The organism is Streptomyces sp. NBC_00190, assembly GCF_036203305.1.
Lineage (GTDB): Bacteria > Actinomycetota > Actinomycetes > Streptomycetales > Streptomycetaceae > Streptomyces.
The window spans coordinates 8574429-8593351 of record NZ_CP108131.1 but is presented as its reverse complement, the minus strand read 5'-3'; the positions used below and the strand labels follow the sequence as shown (position 1 = coordinate 8593351).

General features: G+C 66.5%; 9 protein-coding genes and 5 pseudogenes. 7 read left to right on the top strand and 7 right to left on the bottom strand.

Features of this window, described 5'->3' with window-relative positions; translation table 11 throughout:
• Nucleotides 1–74: 74 nt before the first annotated feature.
• Entirely contained in the window at nucleotides 75–362 is a 288-nt protein-coding gene (locus OG429_RS39920) for a hypothetical protein (protein ID WP_328923247.1), read from the bottom strand.
• The gene (locus OG429_RS39915) at nucleotides 283–636 is read right to left on the bottom strand and encodes a class I SAM-dependent methyltransferase (protein ID WP_328930560.1); all 354 of its coding nucleotides are present in this window, start codon (nucleotides 634–636) and stop codon (nucleotides 283–285) included. The genes OG429_RS39920 and OG429_RS39915 overlap by 80 nt, the downstream gene beginning before the upstream one ends.
• Nucleotides 637–737: 101 nt before the next feature.
• Here OG429_RS39915 and OG429_RS41735 point away from each other — a divergent pair.
• Nucleotides 738–1801: pseudogene (locus OG429_RS41735) on the top strand (IS630 family transposase).
• A 96-nt stretch (nucleotides 1802–1897) separates the two neighbouring features.
• Here the strand turns inward: OG429_RS41735 and OG429_RS39900 are convergent.
• Nucleotides 1898–2170, bottom strand: a complete 273-nt coding sequence (locus tag OG429_RS39900) for a hypothetical protein (RefSeq protein ID WP_328923249.1) — start codon at nucleotides 2168–2170, stop codon at nucleotides 1898–1900.
• Between the two features lie 113 nt (nucleotides 2171–2283).
• Nucleotides 2284–9702, bottom strand: a complete 7419-nt coding sequence (locus tag OG429_RS39895) for a ricin-type beta-trefoil lectin domain protein (RefSeq protein WP_328923250.1) — start codon at nucleotides 9700–9702, stop codon at nucleotides 2284–2286.
• A gap of 671 nt (nucleotides 9703–10373) precedes the next feature.
• Here OG429_RS39895 and OG429_RS39890 point away from each other — a divergent pair.
• On the top strand, nucleotides 10374–13394 hold the full coding sequence (locus OG429_RS39890; protein WP_328923251.1) for an FG-GAP-like repeat-containing protein: 3021 nt from the start codon (nucleotides 10374–10376) through the stop codon (nucleotides 13392–13394).
• A gap of 261 nt (nucleotides 13395–13655) precedes the next feature.
• Here OG429_RS39890 and OG429_RS39885 read toward each other — a convergent pair whose 3' ends face one another.
• From OG429_RS39885 to OG429_RS39875, 3 genes and pseudogenes are all read right to left on the bottom strand, one after another.
• Nucleotides 13656–14054: a hypothetical protein gene (locus OG429_RS39885; protein ID WP_328923252.1), complete on the bottom strand. Its 399-nt coding sequence runs from the start codon at nucleotides 14052–14054 to the stop codon at nucleotides 13656–13658.
• Nucleotides 14051–14904: pseudogene (locus OG429_RS39880) on the bottom strand (IS5 family transposase). Before OG429_RS39880 ends, OG429_RS39885 begins: the two are co-directional and overlap by 4 nt.
• Nucleotides 14905–14995: 91 nt before the next feature.
• Nucleotides 14996–15325, bottom strand: a pseudogene (locus tag OG429_RS39875) (AAA family ATPase).
• A 77-nt stretch (nucleotides 15326–15402) separates the two neighbouring features.
• Between OG429_RS39875 and OG429_RS39870 the strand changes: the two are divergent.
• The 5 genes and pseudogenes from OG429_RS39870 to OG429_RS41730 all read left to right on the top strand — a co-directional run.
• Nucleotides 15403–15702 carry a transposase gene (locus tag OG429_RS39870; protein WP_328923253.1) on the top strand — a complete coding sequence of 100 codons (300 nt, stop codon included), beginning with the start codon at nucleotides 15403–15405 and terminating at the stop codon, nucleotides 15700–15702.
• Nucleotides 15703–15776: 74 nt separating this feature from the next.
• Nucleotides 15777–16721: pseudogene (locus OG429_RS39865) on the top strand (ISAzo13 family transposase); the annotation flags it as partial.
• Nucleotides 16722–16790: 69 nt separating this feature from the next.
• A complete protein-coding gene (locus tag OG429_RS39860; RefSeq protein ID WP_328930114.1) occupies nucleotides 16791–17543 on the top strand; it encodes a transposase domain-containing protein in 753 nt (250 codons plus the stop codon).
• Between the two features lie 37 nt (nucleotides 17544–17580).
• Nucleotides 17581–18150: a hypothetical protein gene (locus OG429_RS39855; RefSeq protein WP_328930053.1), complete on the top strand. Its 570-nt coding sequence runs from the start codon at nucleotides 17581–17583 to the stop codon at nucleotides 18148–18150.
• An 18-nt stretch (nucleotides 18151–18168) separates the two neighbouring features.
• A pseudogene (locus tag OG429_RS41730) lies at nucleotides 18169–18915 on the top strand (ISAzo13-like element transposase-related protein); the annotation flags it as partial.
• Nucleotides 18916–18923 lie beyond the last annotated feature (8 nt).

Genomic DNA, 18923 nt, shown 5'->3' with positions numbered 1-18923 from the left:
CTACGCCATCAAATCCAGCACCGCATTCATCTCCCTACGGCCCCGCCCGTCGGTGCGCGGGGCCATAGCCGTGTTCAGGTCGTGGCGGTGATGAGCATGTGGGCGGATGCATTGGCGAAGGCAGCCCCATGGAGGTCCGCCAGACGTGCCGTGTCGAGGGCCGAGGACAGAAGCCCGGCAGCGTGCTCCGCTCCGGCGTAGCGCTCGGCTGCCGACAGGTACGCCCAGCCCGGGCCTTCGATCCCGTGCAGGCGGGTGCTCCGCCATCCGGCCGCGGCGGCTTCAGCAAGGATCTCGGCGCCAGTGTGGAAGTGGGCGACAGTGAAGCCACGACTGCCGTCGTACCGGCCGTCGGACTGCACTGCGGCTACCTCTCAGTGCAGGAGTTCCGGGGGGAGTTGGGCGTGGACCGTGTACTCCTACATGAGGCTGTACCGGCTGATCCCCGCAGCCGCGACCAGGGCCCCGGGCCACGCGCAGCGCTTCCCGCAGGGCCGTGATCCGGTCGTCCCGTTCGGTCAGGTGGTACAGCGGGCCGAGCAGCAGCACCGCGTCGTACGTACCGGCCGCAGCGGTCAGGTGGCGGGCGTCGCCCAGCTCGGTCGTGCATCCGGCATAGGCGGCGGCCTGTTCCAGGTGGCGGGGTACCGGGTCGACGAGGTGGCTACTGAACTTGATTGGGTGATGTCGGGGCTGTTCGCCGGACAGTGACCGGTCGGCTCCGGTAGCTCTGGGCTGTGAGGTACGCGCAGGGCGGCGGTTTGACCGACGCCGAGAGGGCCGCGCGGGAGCGAATCCGGTTGCAGGCCGTGGAACGCTTCGTGGGCGGGGAGAAGAACCGGCAGATCGCGGCTGTGTTGCGGGTGAGCGAGCGGTCGGTGGAGCGATGGCGCCGCCAGTGGCGGGAGGCCGGGGAGTCCGGGGTTCGCTCGAAGGGATCGCCGGGCAGGCCGAGGCTGAGCGAGCGGCAAATAGACAGGCTTGAGCGGGAGTTGGAGCGTGGTCCGCTGGTTCACGGCTGGGCGGACCAGCGGTGGACGCTGGCCCGGGTGAAGACTCTGATCGGCCGACTGTTCCACGTCACTTACACGGTGGAGGGAACGTGGCGGCTGCTCAAGCGCCATGGCTGGTCCTGACAGCAGCCGACCCGTCGGGCGATCGAGCACGATGATGCGGCCGTCGAGCTGTGGAAGAGGGAGGTCTGGCCGCGGGTAAAAGCGCCGCGGCGGCTCGCGGAGCCTGGCTCGTCTTCGAGGACGAGGCCGGGCAGTCGCTGAGACCGCCGCGCGCCAGGACCTGGGGCCGGATAGGCCGGACCCCGGTCGTGCGTGTCCGCTGCCGGGGCTCCGGCCGGGTCTCGATGGCCGGGATGACCTGCTTCCGACAGGGCGAACGGTCCCGGATGTTCTACAGCTTCCACGTCTACCGGGGCCGCAAGGGCGAGCCCAAGGGCTTCACCTGGCGGGACTACCGGGACCTGATCGTGCGCGCACACATCCAGCTCGACGCTCCGGTCGTGCTCGTCTGGGACAACCTCCGCGCTCACTTGATGCCGCAGATGAAAGCGTTCATCGAAGCCAACGCCGACTGGCTGACGGTCTTCCAGTTTCCCTCCTACGCACCCGACCTCAACCCCCAGGAAGGCATCTGGTCGCTGGTCAAACGGACCATTGGCAACCTCGCCGCCGCCAACCTCGACCAGCTGGCCAGGGCCGTGAAACGAACCCTCAAGCAGATTCAGTACCGACCGCACCTCGTCGATGGATGCCTCACGGGAACCGGCCTGACCATGGACGACTGACCACGATCAGACCGACATCACGTACTCAAGTTCAGTAGTACCCGTAACTGAAATACAGGTGGGGCGCCGCCCTCACAAAGACGGATGACAGGACACTTACTGCGGACGCCTTCCATAATATGGACGAACGAGGCCGGCCAGCTTTCGCTGGATCGACCGAATGGTCGATACGGTGAATTCATCACCGAATCCTGTGGTCACTGACCATTCAACACCAGATCCAGCCAGATCACTAATGAAGACAATTTCTACCCCCAAAAGGATCCGCGCCCAGTCAGCACATGAAATTAGGCTGTCCTTCGCCAGCATCTCGCGCAGCCCGCGGCTCTTCTCGATCAGATCCGGGAAGTCAGCGAACCCGATCGCCACAGCAAGATCATTACTGCATCGAGCTGGCCCTCCCCACTCAAGGAGGGCGCGCCGCACCAAGTGGACCTCGGACTCCGTCAGCACTTGGCTCGGCCGCAGTGAATGATCGACCATCAATTCAAACCCTTCCAGTAATCATCCACAGTTGCTGCACTTCGACTGAACACAGTCCCCATGTCAGGACTCATGGGGTCATGGATTACAACCGTGGAGCCATCATTACCCAGATACGCCTTCCTGCCACTGCCGAGAGGTTTCGATCGGGAAGGATTACTCATCACACCCCGGACCAAATCATCGAGATCCTTGGCGGACAGTCCAGGGAATTCGCCGCCGTGCTTGGCGTTGGCGTGCCCGCTTGCGATGGATCCAGCATCCGCGACACGCTCTGCATCACTGATTCCGGCAGCCCCGCGCGAGACCGGCCGTGCCGCAGGAACCTCTGCAAGGGTAATGTCTCCGATTCCTTCACACGTGCACGACGTCGCATGGCCGGGGAAATAGCCGCCGCAGTTGTGAACCAGAACCGGCGTGGCCCCGGCGAGCACATAGTACGTGTGGAGGTCGGCGATGGTTAGGTTGTAGGTCTCGTTGACGGCCCGGTATGTGCGGGTCTGAGCGATGGTTGCGGCTGTTCCTTCGTCGGTGCGAAGGGTTGTGCCTGGCTTGAGGTCGCCAGCGTCCTTCCAGGCGCGGTCTGACTCGGACCAGAAGGGGTGGTGGTCTGTTGTGGTGATGGTGTTGACGCCGTCGTCGGTCTGTATGACGAGGTCGACGTATTTCTTGTCGTCTTCGGTGTAGATGGTGGCCGTGACTGCTTTGGCGCTGGTCTCGCCGGTCTCGGGGTCGGTGGCGAGTACTTCGTCGCCGGTTTTAAGCTCCTCAATGGGCTTGCTGGTCCCGTCCGTCAATTGGACCTCGGTGCCTGCTATGAAGCTGTTTTTGTTGCAGGGTCCGCCCGCACCTAGGATGCTTACGGATGGCCTTGTTATGCCTCCGCCTTCAAAGGGGCCGAACGTTTCTACGGTCGACTTAACGTTGGCGTAGATGAAGGTGGCGGGGTCGCAGCCGCGGTCGACCATTTTCTGGCATGCCCCGAGTAGGGCGCCTATCTTCACGTTCCAGTCCAGCTTGGGGTCGTCGTAGGTGCCCCAGTCTGCGACCTGCTTGAGATAGGTAGAGCGGTATGTGTCGATGAATTCCTGTGTGTTGATGGCAGGGAGCGTAAGGACGTTGCCGTCAGGGGATGTGATGGTCGGCGGACCCTTGAAGGTAACGCCTGATGAGCTGCGTCCCCTGTTGCTGTCGCGCGAGTGGCCTCTGGAGAGGTTTCCGCCTCTATCGCCGTCGCCGCCGCGGTCGGTGATGTCCCCGGTGTTTCCCAGGGTCATCGTCCCCTTGGGGCCGCAGTTGTAGAGCGTGCCGCATTCTTCGCTCTTCAGGCCGCTGGGGTCGGCTCCGCTGATGGGGTTGCCGGCGGAGTAGGTGTAGCCGTTCATCTGGAGTGGGTCGGTGATGTCGATGATTGGGTCGACGGAGATGAAGCGGCCGGTCGAGAGGTCGTATTCGCGGGCGCCGATGTGGGTGAGGCCTGTGGTGTTGTCGTCGGTGCCGACGCCGAGGAAGGTGTGGCTGCCGGGCCAGTTGGAGGGCTGGGTGCCGCGGGGGTTGCCGTACGGGTCGGTCTTGCGTCGTGTGACGGCCTGGCCGTCTCTTTGTTCGACGCTGGTGGTGGCGGTGTTGTGGTGGTCGGTGAGTTGCTGGGAGACGGTGTGGCCGGTGGTTTTGCCGTTGGTGCGGCGGATGGTGGTGGGGGCGCCGGGGCTGCTGTAGTAGCGGACGGCGTCGATGGCCTGGCCGCCGGTGTTGACCGTGACTTCGGTTTCGCCGAGGTAGAGGGTGCGGGCGCTGCCGGTTTCCTGGATGACGCGGTTGCCGGAGGCGTCGTAGAGGTAGCTGGTGAGGTTGCCGAAGCTCCACTGCTGGTTGGGGTCACCGTTGCAGGCCCAGATCAGGAGGTCGGTGCCGTCCGTGGCGTTGCTGCCCGGGACGTCCACGCAGTCGTTGGTGCCGGTGAGCAGGGCCTTGTCAGTGGACCGGTAGGTGAACTTCTGCCCGGTTTTGGCGGGGTCGCAGGTCCGGAGGGTGGCTTTGCCGCCTTCTGCGGTGAGGCATTTGCCGAGGGCCTGGACGGTGTCGCCGGTGATGCGCCATTGCTGGGGCTTGGTTTCGTTGCAGGTCTGGAGCTGGACGGGGGTTCCGTCGGTGGTTTGGCCGTCCTGGACGTCGAGGCATTTGCCGGCGAGGCCGGTGACGGCGACGGAGCCGATGCCGGGGCTGGTGGCGGACTGGAGTGTGTTGCCTCGGTCCCAGGTGAGGGTTTGGGTGTCGCCGCCGATGGTGCGGGTTTTGGTGTTGCCGGCCTGGTCGTAGGTGTAGGTGGACAGGGAATCGATGGCGGAGCCGGGCGTCCTGGTGGTCTTGTTGACCTTGGTCAGGGCGTGGGGCTGCTTCTTCAGGGACGGCTGGCCGCCGGTGTCCACGCCGTAGGAGTAGCTGGTTTCGTCGTTGAGGGCGCTGTTGGTGGGGTCGTGTTCCGTGAGCTTGGTGCGGTTGCCGATCGCATCGAACTCGTAGTCCTGCCAGTAGGCGTCACCCGCTATGGCGGAGCCCACTTCGGTGAGCCCCGGGCCTGTCGGGCTGGTGGGGCAGCCGGCGGTCTTTCCGGTCCAGGCCCGGGTGAGCTGGCCGAGGTTGTCGTAGGTGAAGCACTGCCGGTCCACCAGGGGCGGCGACTGGCTAGTGGCGCCGGGCCGGGTGTCGGGCTGGGTGTCGGTGATGGACGTCGGGTTGCCGGCGGTGTCGTAGGCGTAGGTGAGGGAGGACAGGAGGTTGGACTGGGCGAGAGGGTCGCGGGTTTCTCGGTGGCTTTCGGCTTTGGTGACCCGGCCGGTATGGGGGTCGTGGGTGTTGGTTGTCCACACGCGGTGGGGTGCGTTGCCGGTGGCGGTGCGCAGGACTTCACCGAAGGGGCTGTAGATGGTGTCGGCGGTGTACCAGGACAGCCCGGACATGGTCTGCACCATGCCGTCGGTGTTGTAGCGGGTGATCAGTTTCTCGGCGGCGAGGCCGCCGACGGTTGCCGGGAGGGTCGTGGACTGAACCTTGCCGGTGGGCGTGTAGGTGGTGCTGTAGGCGTAGGTGCCGGCCAGGCCCTTGGTGGTGGGCAGGTCCGGGATGGTGATCTTCGATCCGGTGGGCCGGTACTCGCTGTCGTAGCCGGTGACCTCGCTGGTGTACGAGCCGTTGCCCCAGTTCCGGGTGGCGGAGACGGGCTGGCCCTTGGCGCCGGGAAGGGTGTCGTAGGTCCAGGAGGCGATGAGTGTCCCGGTGGCGCTGTTGTTGCGCAGTTCGGTCTTGCGGCCCAGGGCGTCGTACTTGGTGTGCCGGGCGAGGTTGTAGACGTTGGTCGTCGAGGTCTGCTGGTCGAGGTTGTTGTAGGTGAACGTCGAGGTGCCCATGTCCGGGTCGGTGGATGAGGTCATCCGGCCGCGGGCGTCGTAGGCGTAGGTCCAGTTGTTGTTCGACGGGTCGGTGACCTTGGCGAGGTTGCCGCGGACGTCGTAGCTGTAGCTGGACTTTCTGGCCGCGGGATTCGGGTCCAGGGACGGGTCCACATCCGATGCGGCCGTTGACGTGTAGTGCTCGACCGCCGTGGTGCGGTTCAGGGCATCGGTGGTGGTCTTGACCGCGCGGCTGCCGGGCAGCGGGGTCGCCCCGGTGGGGGACATGGCGCTGCGTGTCAGGGTCCAGTCGCCGCCGTACTGGGTGATGGCGGACTGCTTCGCTGTGCCCTTCTCCACCGTGGTGGTGCGTACTGCGCGGCCGAGGCCGTCGTAGGCGGTCCGGGTGGAGTTGTGGACCTCGGTCATCGAGACGGGGACGAAGAGGACAGTGCTCAGGCCACCCTCGGCGAGGTAGCCGTTGTTGGTCTGGGTGACTGTTCCGTTCGCGGAGTACAGGGTGTCGGTGACGACGAGGACGCCGCCCGCGCCCTCGGACTGGGTCTGGCGCGGCCGCAGCAGCCCGTCGTAGATCGCGATCGACGTGCTGTAGGTGCCGTCGTCCTTCAGCGCACGGGTGGTGACGGCTGGCGTCTTCAGCTCTTCTAGCTGGTATTCGAACTTATAGGCAGGCTTGTCGGACGGGCTCTGCGAGGGTGTCCGGACCTCTGTGGTGCGGCCGAGCTCGTCGTAGGCGGTGGTGACCTTGCGGCCGTTCGCGTCGGTTGCCTCCAGGACGCTCCCGCGGGCGGGATCCACCTTGTTGCTCACCGTGTGCCCGAGCGCGTTGGTCGCGGTGACCGTGAACGCAGGTCCGGCCGCAGGGCTGTAAGCGGTGGTCGACGGGTTGCCGAGCGCGTCGTACGTCTTGACCGTTCGGCCGAGCGCGTCGTATTCGCTGCGCCCGGAGGTGATCCATCCGGTGCCTGCGGCGTCGAGGGTGTCGACCTGGTAGGGCAGGCCCTTGGTGGGGGCGGTGCCGAAGGCGTTGACGGCGTCGAAGGACGTGCGGGCCGCGCTCAGGAGGGTTCCGGCCGCGATCCCGGCATCGGTGCAGTCACCGGTCGTCTGACGGGCCTCGGCCGTGAGGCCGATCAGGTTGCTCGTGGTGTTGTGGATGTAGGTGGGTTTGCTGCAAGTCTGCTTGACAGTGGTCCAGTCGGTTCCCTTGTTCTCCATGACATCGGTCTGCACGGTCTTGACCAGTCCGTACGTCGCCTCAAGCACGTTGCGTGTACGCACCATGCGGGCCTTGCCGCCGCTGACCGTCTGGATCTCGTCGGTGTGCTCGACGCCCGTCCGGTACGCCTCGACCTGACGGATGGCGTCGTCGATTCTCGGGCGATTGGCGGTCCGCTGACTTGAGGGCCAGGTCAGGTGCCGGCTCTCGACGCTTCCGCCGGCCTTGGTGTACGTGATGGTCTCTGCGGCCTGGCCCTGGTATTGAGGCAGGTCCTCGACAAGGTCCTCGGTGCCGGTGGAGTCCTTGAGGGTGACCTTGGCGGAGGGGGTGGACATGCCGCGGTAGTAGCGGGTGCGGGTCTGGGACTGCTCGGTCGCGGTGGGCGTGCCCGCGTTCTCCGTCTTGCCCGTGGTGGTGAGAACGCTGCCGTAGCCGCGCCACTGGCTGTAGGTGCGCAGCTCGGGCTTGCTGAGCTCGTCGTCCTCCTTCGCCCAGGCCGCGCCGCCCTCGTAGGTGTAGGTGGTGGTGACGTCGGGCCGCTGCGCGACGCGGTCCTTCTCGGTCACGCTTGCCACGACGTACTTGTTGAACACCTCGATCGGTGTCTTCTCCGGGGCCGCGTCGGGATCTGCGGACCAGCGGACGGGGAAGCAGCGGCTGGTGTTCTTTACCGGATCGGGGACGGTGGTGCCCAGAGCGCAGGGGGCGGAGTAGGTGACGTGGATGTCACCGCCGGTCTCGGTGAGGATGGTCTCCACTCGGAGCCGGTCGAAGTCCGGAGTCGCGTCGGGCTTGCCGGTTGTCGGGTTGTTGGCCTTGGCGACACGGTTGGGCATGTCGACTGCGTTGGCCTTGAAAGAGACCGCGGGCAGCGTTACGCCGATGGTGCTGTTCGAGGGGCTGTAGCCGGTGCGGGTGATGGACTCCAGCCACAGCGGGGGGCTGGTGTCGGTGCGTTTCCTGGGCAGTGACTGCTTCAGAGCCCACTGATCGACCTTGGTCAGGGCCGTGGAGCCCTCGGTGCGCTGACCGTAGGTGGTGACAGAGTCCAGGCGCATGCGCGACCAGAACGTCGGCGACGATACGTAGCAGTCCGCCGCGTCCATCTTGCAGTGCAGGGCGCTGGGAGTGTCCCACCATCCGACCGCGTTCTTGGACCCGAACTGGGAGTTATCGCAGTTGGTGTCCTTGTCGGGGAAGCACCGCTGCTCGGCCTTGAACTCGACACGGCCCGCGGGGACGCCGGCGAGGTTGTCGGCGCGCAGGCCGTAGACGATACGGATCGGGTAGCCGCCTCGGATGTACTCGACCCTTTTGTTGGCGTCCTTCTCCTCGTACTTCTCGTTCTTGGCGTAGCGGTTCTTCTCCTGCTTCCAGTCGATGACCATGGCATTGCCGTGGACGTCCTCGACGTAGTCGAGGTTCCAGCGCCAGGCCTGGGTGCAGGAGGAGTCCGCGTACGCCGCGGCGTGGCAGGGTTCGCCGACGTGGTTGCCGAAGACCGGGACGGTGAACACGGAGTCGGTGACGGTCTGCGGCGAGGTGCCGTCGCCGTGGGTGCCTACGCTGTGGCGGCCGTAGTGGTAGCGCGTGCCGTCGCGGGTGGTGACGACCCAGTACTCGCCGTCCTTCGCGCCGTTGCCGCTGCCGGTCTTGAGCTCGACCCTGGAACCGTCGTCGGAGGCGGGGATCCACTTGCCGCTGACGGTGTCGCGGACGAGTTCGGTCGTCGAGCCGCCCAGGGAGAGAGCGACGTTGTCACCGGCCCAGCACAGGTCGCCCTTCTTCTTGTCGGTGTCGTTGTCGTTGTTCGGCTTGCCGGTGGTCGTGGGCTTCAGGTCGTCGGAGCAGGCGCGGTAGCGGCGCTCGATGAAGCCCGGGTTATAGTCCCAGCCGTCACCGACCCAGGACGCCTGTCCGTTGGTCACCGACGTCTTGCCGTCCACCGCCTGGGACGAGTACGAGAACGCGATCGACGGGGTGGGACCCGCCGGAGCCGGGGGCACCGTCAACGGGTAGGTCCAGGAGAACCCGCCCCCGCTGCCCCCTGCCGTCCACGTGCCGGACGGGGACAGTGAGGTGGCCTTGTACGTACCGCCGGCGCCCGACGCCCCGTCGGAGGCAACGAGCACCGACGGGCCACTGCCAGCGGTCATCGTGTGCATGCCCTGAACGGGCGCAGCAGCCGGAGTGAGGGTGGCGATGACTCTGTTCTCACCGGGCTCGTTCGAGCTGGGAACGTCCGTGGAGATGTCGCACCCGGGTGGCCGGGGAATGTCGAGGAAGCAGGCGGGGAACTGTCGCAGCTTCAGTCGTGAGGACCACTCCGTGCCGTAGAGGTCCTCGAACTTCGAGTAGTCCAGCGCGACATCGACGGGATTCACCGCGTCGGCCGGAGGCGTGATCGTGATGATCGCGCCGTCGATGCCTGCGGCCTCGGTCTTAGCGCGGTCCGAAACCGCCGCGGACCAGGTACCTGACGGAGGGGTACCGGTGTCCTTGACCTTGCCGATGCTGACGGGCAGCGCGCCGACCTGGGTGAACTCGGCTCCGGAGGCAGGCGTCAGCGGGACGCTGGCCGTGGCACCCGCCGGCAGCGCCACCATGGTCGGCGCATAGGCGTCAAGCGGCGCCGGCGGTTCACCGTTCCACCCGTCCAGCTGGGCGGTGGCGACCTGGTCGGGCTCGGCCTTCAGGTCCTTTTGGAGGCCGGGCAGGGTAACGCCGGTGCGGTCGCCTGGTGGCGCGGCCCAGGCTTGGATGGGCAGGAGAGATGCGACCAGCACCACGGAAAGTGTGATGCCGGTGCGCCCGGCGAGGCGCGCGCGTTTCGCGCGCGCCCTTCTGTTTCCGGGCAGGCGGAATTGCGCCGTGAACGGCGGCATGTGGACCCCCCACGCTCTGCCGCCGCGGCCGAGGGCGCACGGCCGGCAGGAAACTGACAATTAGCCAGCTGATTGTCAGTCCGAAAGCCAGGAAAACCAACGGTTCCGATATCCCTTGTGGACTTTATCACCTTACCCGTTGCATAGGGTGGGGCAATTGATGCAAATCGGCTGGAAGTGCCACGTCAGGGCGTGGGTGTGGGGGGTGAAGATGTCGGCGGGATGGTTCATGCTCGGCTCGCACCCCGTCTATGCAATGACGTGCGGGAGTGCACTTTTCACGTCTTCTCGGCCGGTGGCCGAAACAAATTTGTGAGTACCGAGGGCTGCTCGAGTTGTGTGCCCGAGGGGGGAGAAGTACGCCTGTGTCTGTCAGTGAATCCGTGGATGAAAGTCCGCCAACAGCATCTGCGGAAACGGAAGTTGCCGCCGACCCGGCAACACGATGGTTCAAGCGGCGCCGGACACTGGGCGCTCTGGCCGCTCTCCTCACGGTAGCCGTCGCGGTTCCGGTAGGCGTACACGTCACCGGGAGCGGGAAGCCGCAGGCCCGGCCCGGCGAGGAAGCGCCCGTGGCCGAGCCGGAGGCGCGGCGTCTGGCCGAGAAGTCCGGCAAGGAGGTCGAGGTCACAGCGGCGCGCAGCGCGAACACCACGACGTGGGCCCGGCCTGATGGCTCGTACCGCAAGCAGGTCTTCAACGCGGCCTTCCGCGCCAAGGTGGATGGTTGGTGGAAGCCGATCGACACCGGCCTCCACCGGGTGGAGGCAGGATATGCGGCGAAGGCCGTCAACGGCCGCGTCGTCTTCAGCGCCGGGACCAAGCAGCATGCCGCCAGTGGCGGGGAGCGCTCCTCGCGCTCCGTCACCCGGGTGGCGCTCCGCCAGGACACACCCGGCGAGGTGTGGACTGAGCTGGTCCGGCTGAACACCGACGGCCACGACATGGTCGTCTCCTGGCCGGGAACCCTGCCGGAACCGGTGATCGACGGCCCCCGGGCTCTGTACGAGAACGTGCGTCCCGGGATCGACCTCGTGATGACCGCGCAGGACGGCGGCTACTCGCATGTCCTGGTCGTCAAGGACCGCCAGGCCGCCGCCGACCCGCTGCTCGGCGAGCTGAAGTACCGGCTGGCCTCACCCGACCTGGCCTTCCGCCTCGACGCCGAGTCGGGCGCGCTCAGCGCCCGCAACACGCAGGACGAGGAAGTCGCCGGCTCGCCGACCCCGATGATGTGGGATTCCAGCGGCAAGGTCGCCACCACCGACCATGAGCCTGCCTGGGAGCCCACCGGCAAGGCGGCGCAGCACCCCACTCTCGCCATGGCCGGCCTGGCCGGAGCGGAAGGCGCACGCCTGAAGCCCGCCAAACCCGCCCTCGCCGACAACGTGCTGTCCCTCACCCCCGACACCGGCCTGCTGAGCGCACCGGAAACGGTGTACCCGGTGTTCATCGACCCCTCGTTCAAGGGGCACAAGCGCTCGTGGACGCTGCTCTACAAAACCGAGGGCAACTCCAGCTTCTACAACGGGCAGAACTACAACGCGAGCGGCACGAACGAGGCGCGTGTCGGATACGAGTCCACCACCGGTGGCACGTCCCGTTCCATCTTCAACTTCGATTTCGGCAGCGAACTCCACGGCGCCAACGTCATCTCCGCCAGCGTCCGGGCCCTGCAGACGTACTCGTGGTCCTGCTCCCAGAAGCAGATGGACATCTACTCGACTCCCTACATCAGCTCGTCGAGCACCTGGAACAACACGACCGGCTACTGGACCAGAAAGGTGGCCAGCGACTACGCCGGCTACGGCTACAGCAGCGCCTGCCCGGACAACTGGATCGCCACCGACATCAGGGGCCTGGTCACCGACGCGGCGAACAGCCGCTGGGGCGCACTGTCCCTGGGCTTCGCGGCCCCGAACGAGTCGGACTCGTACTACTGGAAGAAGCTCCTCGCCAACGGCGAGACCGCCCCGTACATCGACATCACCTACAACACTCCGCCCGACACCCCCATCGCGGCGAACATGCAGACCTTCCCGGGCGGTCCCTGCCTCACCACCGGCGCAGGCACCAGCATCGGCAAGACCAACGTGACCTTCCAGGTCAAGGGCACCGACCGCGATGGCCCCCTTGACCTGACCGGGGTGCAGATCGAGATCTGGGACGCCGCGAGCGGTGCGCAGAAGCACAACGAATGGCTGCCGCCGAACAGCGACGGAGTGGTCAGCAGGGAACTCGCCTTCGACACGTTCGAATCCGGCCACAAGTACTACTGGCTCTCCCGCACCAGGGACACGACCACCGCGGGGTCCCCGGGCAGCGGGCCCTTGGATTCCGGTGGCGGCGGCTGGTGCACCTTCACCGTCGACCACACCGTCCCGCCCAACCCCGCCGTCGCCTCCACCGACTTCCCGGAACCCGGCCCCAACCACACCCAATGGAGCGTGAACGCCGCCGGCACGGCCGGTCAGAAAATCGACATCCGCGGCAACGGCGCCAAGGCCGAGGACATCCTTGAATACCAGTGGGGCCTGAACCGGCCCGTCTACCAGCACACAGCCACACCCTCCAGCGGCGACCTGGCCACCATCAGCCTCCAGGTCGACACCGCCGGCCCCAACGTCCTGTACGTCCGCACGGCCAATAAGGCCGGCAACATCTCCGCCCCCACCGAGTACCGCTTCTACGCCAAGCCACGCGCCGGCCTCGACAAACCCGGCGACGTCACCGGTGACGGGCACCCCGACATCCTCGCCATCGACAAGGACGGCAACCTGCGCACCTACGCCGGCGACGGGAACGGCGACACCGACGCCTACGTCCCCGGCGCCGTCGAGAACGGCACACCCGTGGCCCCCGGCTACTGGAAGGACCCGACGACCGGAAAGTCCGCGCTCATCGGACACTCCACCGACTGGTTCCCCGGTGACGGGCTCACCGACCTCATCGCCCGGATGCCCGACGGAAAGTTCTACGTCTACCCGGGCACCGGCACCGGCCAGTTCGACGTCGGCCGCCGCATGGAAATCCTCCTGCCCGCAGGCGCACCCGACCCCTTGATCTTCCGGCAGATCGTCGTCAGTGAGGATGTCGACGGCGACGGCTTCGCCGACATGTTCGCCCTCGACGCCGACGGGCTGTGGGCCTTCACCGGCTACACCGGAGCGAGCTTCACCACGGTGAAGAAGATCGCGACCACCTGGACGCCCCGCGACATCGTCAGCGTCCGCGACATCTCCGGCGACGGAGTACCGGACCTCCTCTACCGCAACGACGCGGACCCCAACCGCGGCCTGCTCCTGCGCAGGGGCAAGCCGGGCGCCAACGGCGGCGCGGACATGACCTCGCTCAGCTCCGCCGCAAACTCCGCTGACGGCAAGGACAACACCTACGCGACCACGTACTGGAGCAGAGCCGAACTCCCTCTGGTCCTAGGCACGCCCGACGCCAACGGAGACGGTGTCCCCGACATCTGGGTCACCAGCGTCAACGGGAACCAGTACCTCTTCCCGGGCGCGACCGACCACATGCCGGGCACCGCCACCGGCATCGACGAAGACGGCTGGAACACCTTCCTCACCATCGGATAACCCACACCACCGAGTGACAGGGCCCGGCCGGACACACCTCCCGGCCGGGCGCCGCCATATGGAACAGGTGCTCACAAGGAACCAAGCGTCATTCCTGCCACGGTGGTTGAATGACGCGACTCTCCTCGCGAAGCGCTGCTCGCGAACAGACGGTTCTCGTCGAAGCTCATCTCATCCCTCGACGCCGACGCTCCATGGACCCGGCCCCCGCCGGCTGAGGTCCCACGAACCCCCGCCTCAGGAGCAGGCACTGAGTGGGCGTTAAGTCCGTTTCTGGTAGCGGCCTCGTCCGGGTTGGGTGAGGAAGCCTTGACGGGTGAGGCGTCTGAGGCGGCTGCGGGTGATGTTGACGGATGCCTCGTCGGTGGGCATGCCGAGGAGTTCGTGCAGCTCGCGGGCCCGGAACACCTGGTCGGGGTGCTGGTTGAAAGTGTTCACGATGGTTTGGTAGGCAGTGCTCGACTCAGGTGGATCGGGTTCGGTCCCGGTCGGTGCGAGTTCGGCGATGATCTTGCGGGTGGTGGCCAGGTCCGCAAGATGCGCTTCGGTCTCGGTGAGAATGGCAGTGAAGTGCGCGATCTGATTGCGGAGTTCGTCCGCCCGGGCCGTGGCCTCGTTCTCCCGGATGTGAAGGTCCACCAGGAGTTCGGTGATGTTCACGCGGCCAGCCCGATGGTGTCGCGCCAGGCCGGCGTGGGCGTGGTGAGGCGCCGGGCCATGTTCGCGGTGGAGGCCCAGTAGACGCGCGAGGCGGAGGTGTCAGGCCGGTGGTCGTACTCACGGGTCAGGCGCCGGTGGAGCATCAGCGTGCCATTCGTCTGCTCGACCACCCACCGCTTGGGCTGCGGGACGAACCCTTTGCCCTGGTCGGCAGGGTTGCGGCGGACGACCTCGACGCCGATGTCCAGCAGTGCGCCGTGAACGATGACCGCTTCCTTGAAGCCTTGGTCGACCAGGGCTTTCTCCAGGCGCATTCCGCACCGCTCGGCGGCCTGGTCGAGCAGGGCGGTGCCGGCGGCGTTGTCGTGCGCCGAGGCGGCCATGACGACGACGCCGATGATCAGCCCCAGCACGTCGACGGCCAGTCCCCGCTTGCGCCCCGACACCTTCTTGTTCGCGTCCAGCCCCGTCGTGGTCCTGGGGAAACCCGCCGCGGCGCGGACGGACTGGGTGTCGATGATCACGAGGGACGGGTCCTCTAATCGGCGGGCTTTCTCCCGGACCTGGCAGCGCAGGAGTTCCTGAATCCGCTGGTCGAGCCCATCCTCGCGCCACAACCTGAAGAGTAGAACACCGCCGACCAGGCCGGCAGGTCATGCGGCAGCATGCGCCACTGACAGCCCGTCCGGTTCTGATAGAAGATCGCGTTCACGACCTCCCTCAGGTCACAAGACCCGGGATCCCCGGTCGCCGACCGCGCCACCCGGCCCTGTTTCCAGGCCGTGATCATCGGCTCGATCAACGCCCACTGCCCGTCCGACAAGTCGCTGAGATACGGCTCTCTCTTCACGCCCCGCATCTCAACATGGACATGCCCATCGGGCAGGCCGGACCGCGATCAGTACCACGATCGAGCGATCACGAACGAAGAGAAGTCGGACTTAACGACCACTGAAAGATGGCCACCGATCGGCGGCCCACTCGGGCCAACCCTGCCAATCAGGAGGCGGGGGCCAATCTCATCCCCATCGAGTTCTGCAGCATCCGGCTCCTCGAACAGCTTCCTCCAGTTCAAGAGGTCCGCCTCGCTCATCGGGAAGGTCTGATCCGGAGTGAGCGACTGGCGACGGACGATCCTCGCGCGCTGGGTTTCCAGGTCCACCGGCAACCGCCAGCCATCGGATTGCGGACCTCTCAACACGAGACCAGCATCCGAAATCCAGGACCACGGTGGTTCCAAGCCTGAGCGCCTCCAGGGCAAGCGAGAGCAGCCGGGCCTTGACCCCGGGTTTTGGACACCGGAGAGACTTGGATCTTGATGGTCCAGGAGAATGGAGTCCCCGTGGGGATGAAGCATTACCCCGCCGAGTGCAAGGCGGACGCGGTCGCGTTGTACCGGTCGCGTCCGGGAGTGACGATCAAGTCGGTCGCTGGTGATCTCGGGGTGAACACCGAGACGCTGCGGAACTGGATCCGGGCCGCCGACGGCCGCGGCCCCGGTGCCCACTCCGCGCCTCCGGCCGCTGCGCAGGCTGATGGTGCCGGCGTGGAGCTGGCCGCGGCGCGGAAGAGGATCCGTGAGCTGGAGGAAGAGCGCGACATCCTCCGCAAGGCGGCCCGGTATTTCGCCGGGGAGACGCGCTGGTGAGGAGCCGTCAGTGAATTACTGACGGTTTTCGGTGTGGCTGCCGTACGTACCGTGATACGTGGTCTGTTGTGGGGATTTCTGAGGAGGACCTGGCGGTCCTGGACGTGAAGTTCGCGGCGTTGTTGCCGCATCTGGATGAGCGGCAGCGTCGTTTGTATCTGGCGTCGGAGGCCGAGGCGCTGGGGCACGGCGGGATCGTGGCGGTGGCCAGGCTGGCGGAGGTCTCGGAGTCGACCGTCGCGCGGGGATGCACCGAACTCGCCAGCGGGGCCGAGTCGTTGGGCCGGGTGCGTCGGCCAGGTGGTGGCCGCAGGTCGGCTGCTGAGCGGGACCCTGGCCTCCGGCCGGCGCTCGAGGCGTTGATCGAGCCGCGGGAGGTGGGTGATCCGGTGTCTCCGTTGCGCTGGACGACGGCGTCGTTGCGGGACCTGGCTCGAGAGCTGAGCGATGCGGGGCATCCGGTCAGTGCTCCGGTGGTCGGCGGGCTGCTGCGGGAGATGGGGTTCAGTCTGCAGGGCATGGCCAAGACCCGGGCCGGCTCGCAGTCACCGGACCGTGACGCCCAGTTCCGGCATATCAACGCGGCCGCCGAGCTCTTCCTGGCCCGCGGCTTGCCCGTGGTGAGCGTGGATGCGAAGCAGAAGGAACCGATCGGCGAGTTCGCCCGTCCCGGCCGTACCTACCGTCCAAAGGGCGATCCGATCACCGCTCCGGACCATGATTTCACCGGGCCGGACACCCCGATCGCCATCCCCTACGGCGTCTACGACCTTGGACGTGACACCGGCTGGGTGAACGTGGGTACCAACCGCAACACCGCCGCCTTCGCGGTGGAGTCCCTGCGCCGCTGGTGGAACGACCAGGGCAAGGCGGACTACCCCGGCGCTGGCAGGCTGCTGGTCACGGCGGACTCCGGCGGAGCGAACTCCGCCGACTCCCACCTGTTCAAGATGGACCTCGCCGTCTTCGCCGACGAGTCCGGCTTGTCCGTCACCGTCGCCCACTTCCCGCCCGGGACACAATGCCGTTGCTTGAACTCGTCAAGCAGTTCGCAGTGACGCTGGAGGGGCGGGGTCGTTGGGCCGGGCATGCATCCTTGGGTGGGGTTGTCCGATCATGTGCGGCTGGGGGTAGTGACCCGATGGGTGACTCCGGAACTCGTCGCCGGGGTGCTGGAGAAGTGCCGGGTCCGGGACAAGAAGCCCGGCGCTCTGCCCGCTGGGTTCATGGTCTATTTCACCCTTGCGCTGGCACTGTTCCAGCAGGACTCCTACGACGATGTCGCTGAACACCTGGTCGGCAGCGTCCCAGAGCTGAGTGCAAGCATTCCGAACAAGTCGTCGTTTACCCGGGCGCGCGGGCGTCTGGGTCCGCTGGTGTTGGAGGGCGTGTTCCGGGAGCTGGCCGGCCCGTTGGCGCCGGTCGGACTGCAGGACTCCTTCTACCGCGGGATGCGGCTGGCCGCGGTAGACGGGTTCGTGCTGGACGCACCGGACACGAAGGTGAACCGGGCCGCGTTCGGCGGGCCGGTCAAGAACGGCCACCCGGCAGGTTTTCCCCAGGTGAGGGTGGTGACGCTGACCGAGTGCGGCACCCACGCGCAGATCGACGCGGCGGTGGGCGGCTTCAACGGCGGCGAGCGTGAACTCGCGATTGCTCTGGCCGTTTCAGCGGCCGGGATGCTCGTGGTCATGGACCGCAACTTTCCCGGGGTCGCCTTATGGAAGGCGTATCTGGAAGCCGGGTCGCATCTCCTGCTCCGGGCCCGTTCACCCGTGGCCCACCGTCCGGTCGAGCATCTCGCTGACGGCACCTACTCGGCGAGGATGAATCTGGCCTAGCCAGAAGGGTGCGCACCCCGGCGGTGTGCTGGTCCGGGTGATCGAGTACCGCGTCAACGGCGGTGAGGTGGTCAGGCTGCTGACCGACCTGCTGGACCCGGTGGAGTATCCGGCGTCGGAGCTGTCAGCTCTGTACCGGGAAAGATGGGAGGCGGAGTCGGCGTTTCGGCAGATCAAGACGTTCCAGCGCGGACCGGCCGAAGTCCTGCGTTCTGGCGACCCCGCCCTTGTCCGGCAGGAGGTCTGGGCGCATCTGACGGTGCACCACTGCCTGACCCGGGTCGTCATGAAGCTGGCTGACGACAACGGTATCGACCCGGACCGGGTGTCGTTCGTCAAAGTCCTCAAGCACACACGCCGCAGCGTGGTCCGCCAGTGCGCGGACACACCCAAGAAGATCAAGACGTTCCTGGCCGTACTTGCGGCGAAGGTGCACCGCAAGCTGGACAACGGCACCCGGCGTCTACGCGAGGCGGACCGGCACCTGAAGCGGCCGGACTCGAAGTACTCCTCCAAGCTCTCCTACCGGATCAACACCCGGGACCGGCAACCCACACGCCGGGTCAAACCCAAGGTCATCACGCTGCATCCCGCGATAGTTCACTAACTCAAGCAACGGCATTGGCCCGGGACATCGAAGTGGAACAAGGTCGAACACCGCCTGTTCTCCCGCATCACCCACAGCCTGCGCGGCCGGCCCCTGACCAGCTACGAAGTACTGATCCAGACGATTTCGGCGACCCGGACCCGCACCGGACTGACCGTCAAAGCCGCGCTGGACGAGAACACCTACCCCACCGGCCGCAAACTCACCCGGGCCGACCGCAAAGCGATCACGGAGCGCGTCACCCGCGACGAGTTCCATGGCGAGTGGAACTACACGATCACCCCGCACGACCCCGCACAAGCTGCCCGGTCCGCACCCGAGCCAGCACCGCCGCCGATCCCGGCCGAGGCGACTTTCCTCCTCACCCACCCGGTCCTGACCGGCCTGACACGCGAGGAGTTCGACCAGCTCGTGCTCCAGCTCGAACCGTGCCGCCAGATCCTGGCCGAGGCCCAGCGCCAGAGCGAAGGGCGGGACCGGCGCGGCCGCAACCCCGGATTCGGCATCCTCGACCACCGCCACCGCGTCCTGGTCGCCCTACTCAGAAGCCGCAACACCGTCACCCTGACCCTGATGGGCAAGATCCTCGGGCACGACCGCAACACGCTGAGCTACCACGCCATGACGAGCAGGCCACTGCTGGCCTTCGCCGGAACCGGCCTCACCCCCACACTCACCCCACAGACGCATCCACCACGCACACTCGAAGCTCTGCAAAAGGTGATCACCGACCACGACAACAAGATCAAATCAGGCAGTAGTTGATTGACAAC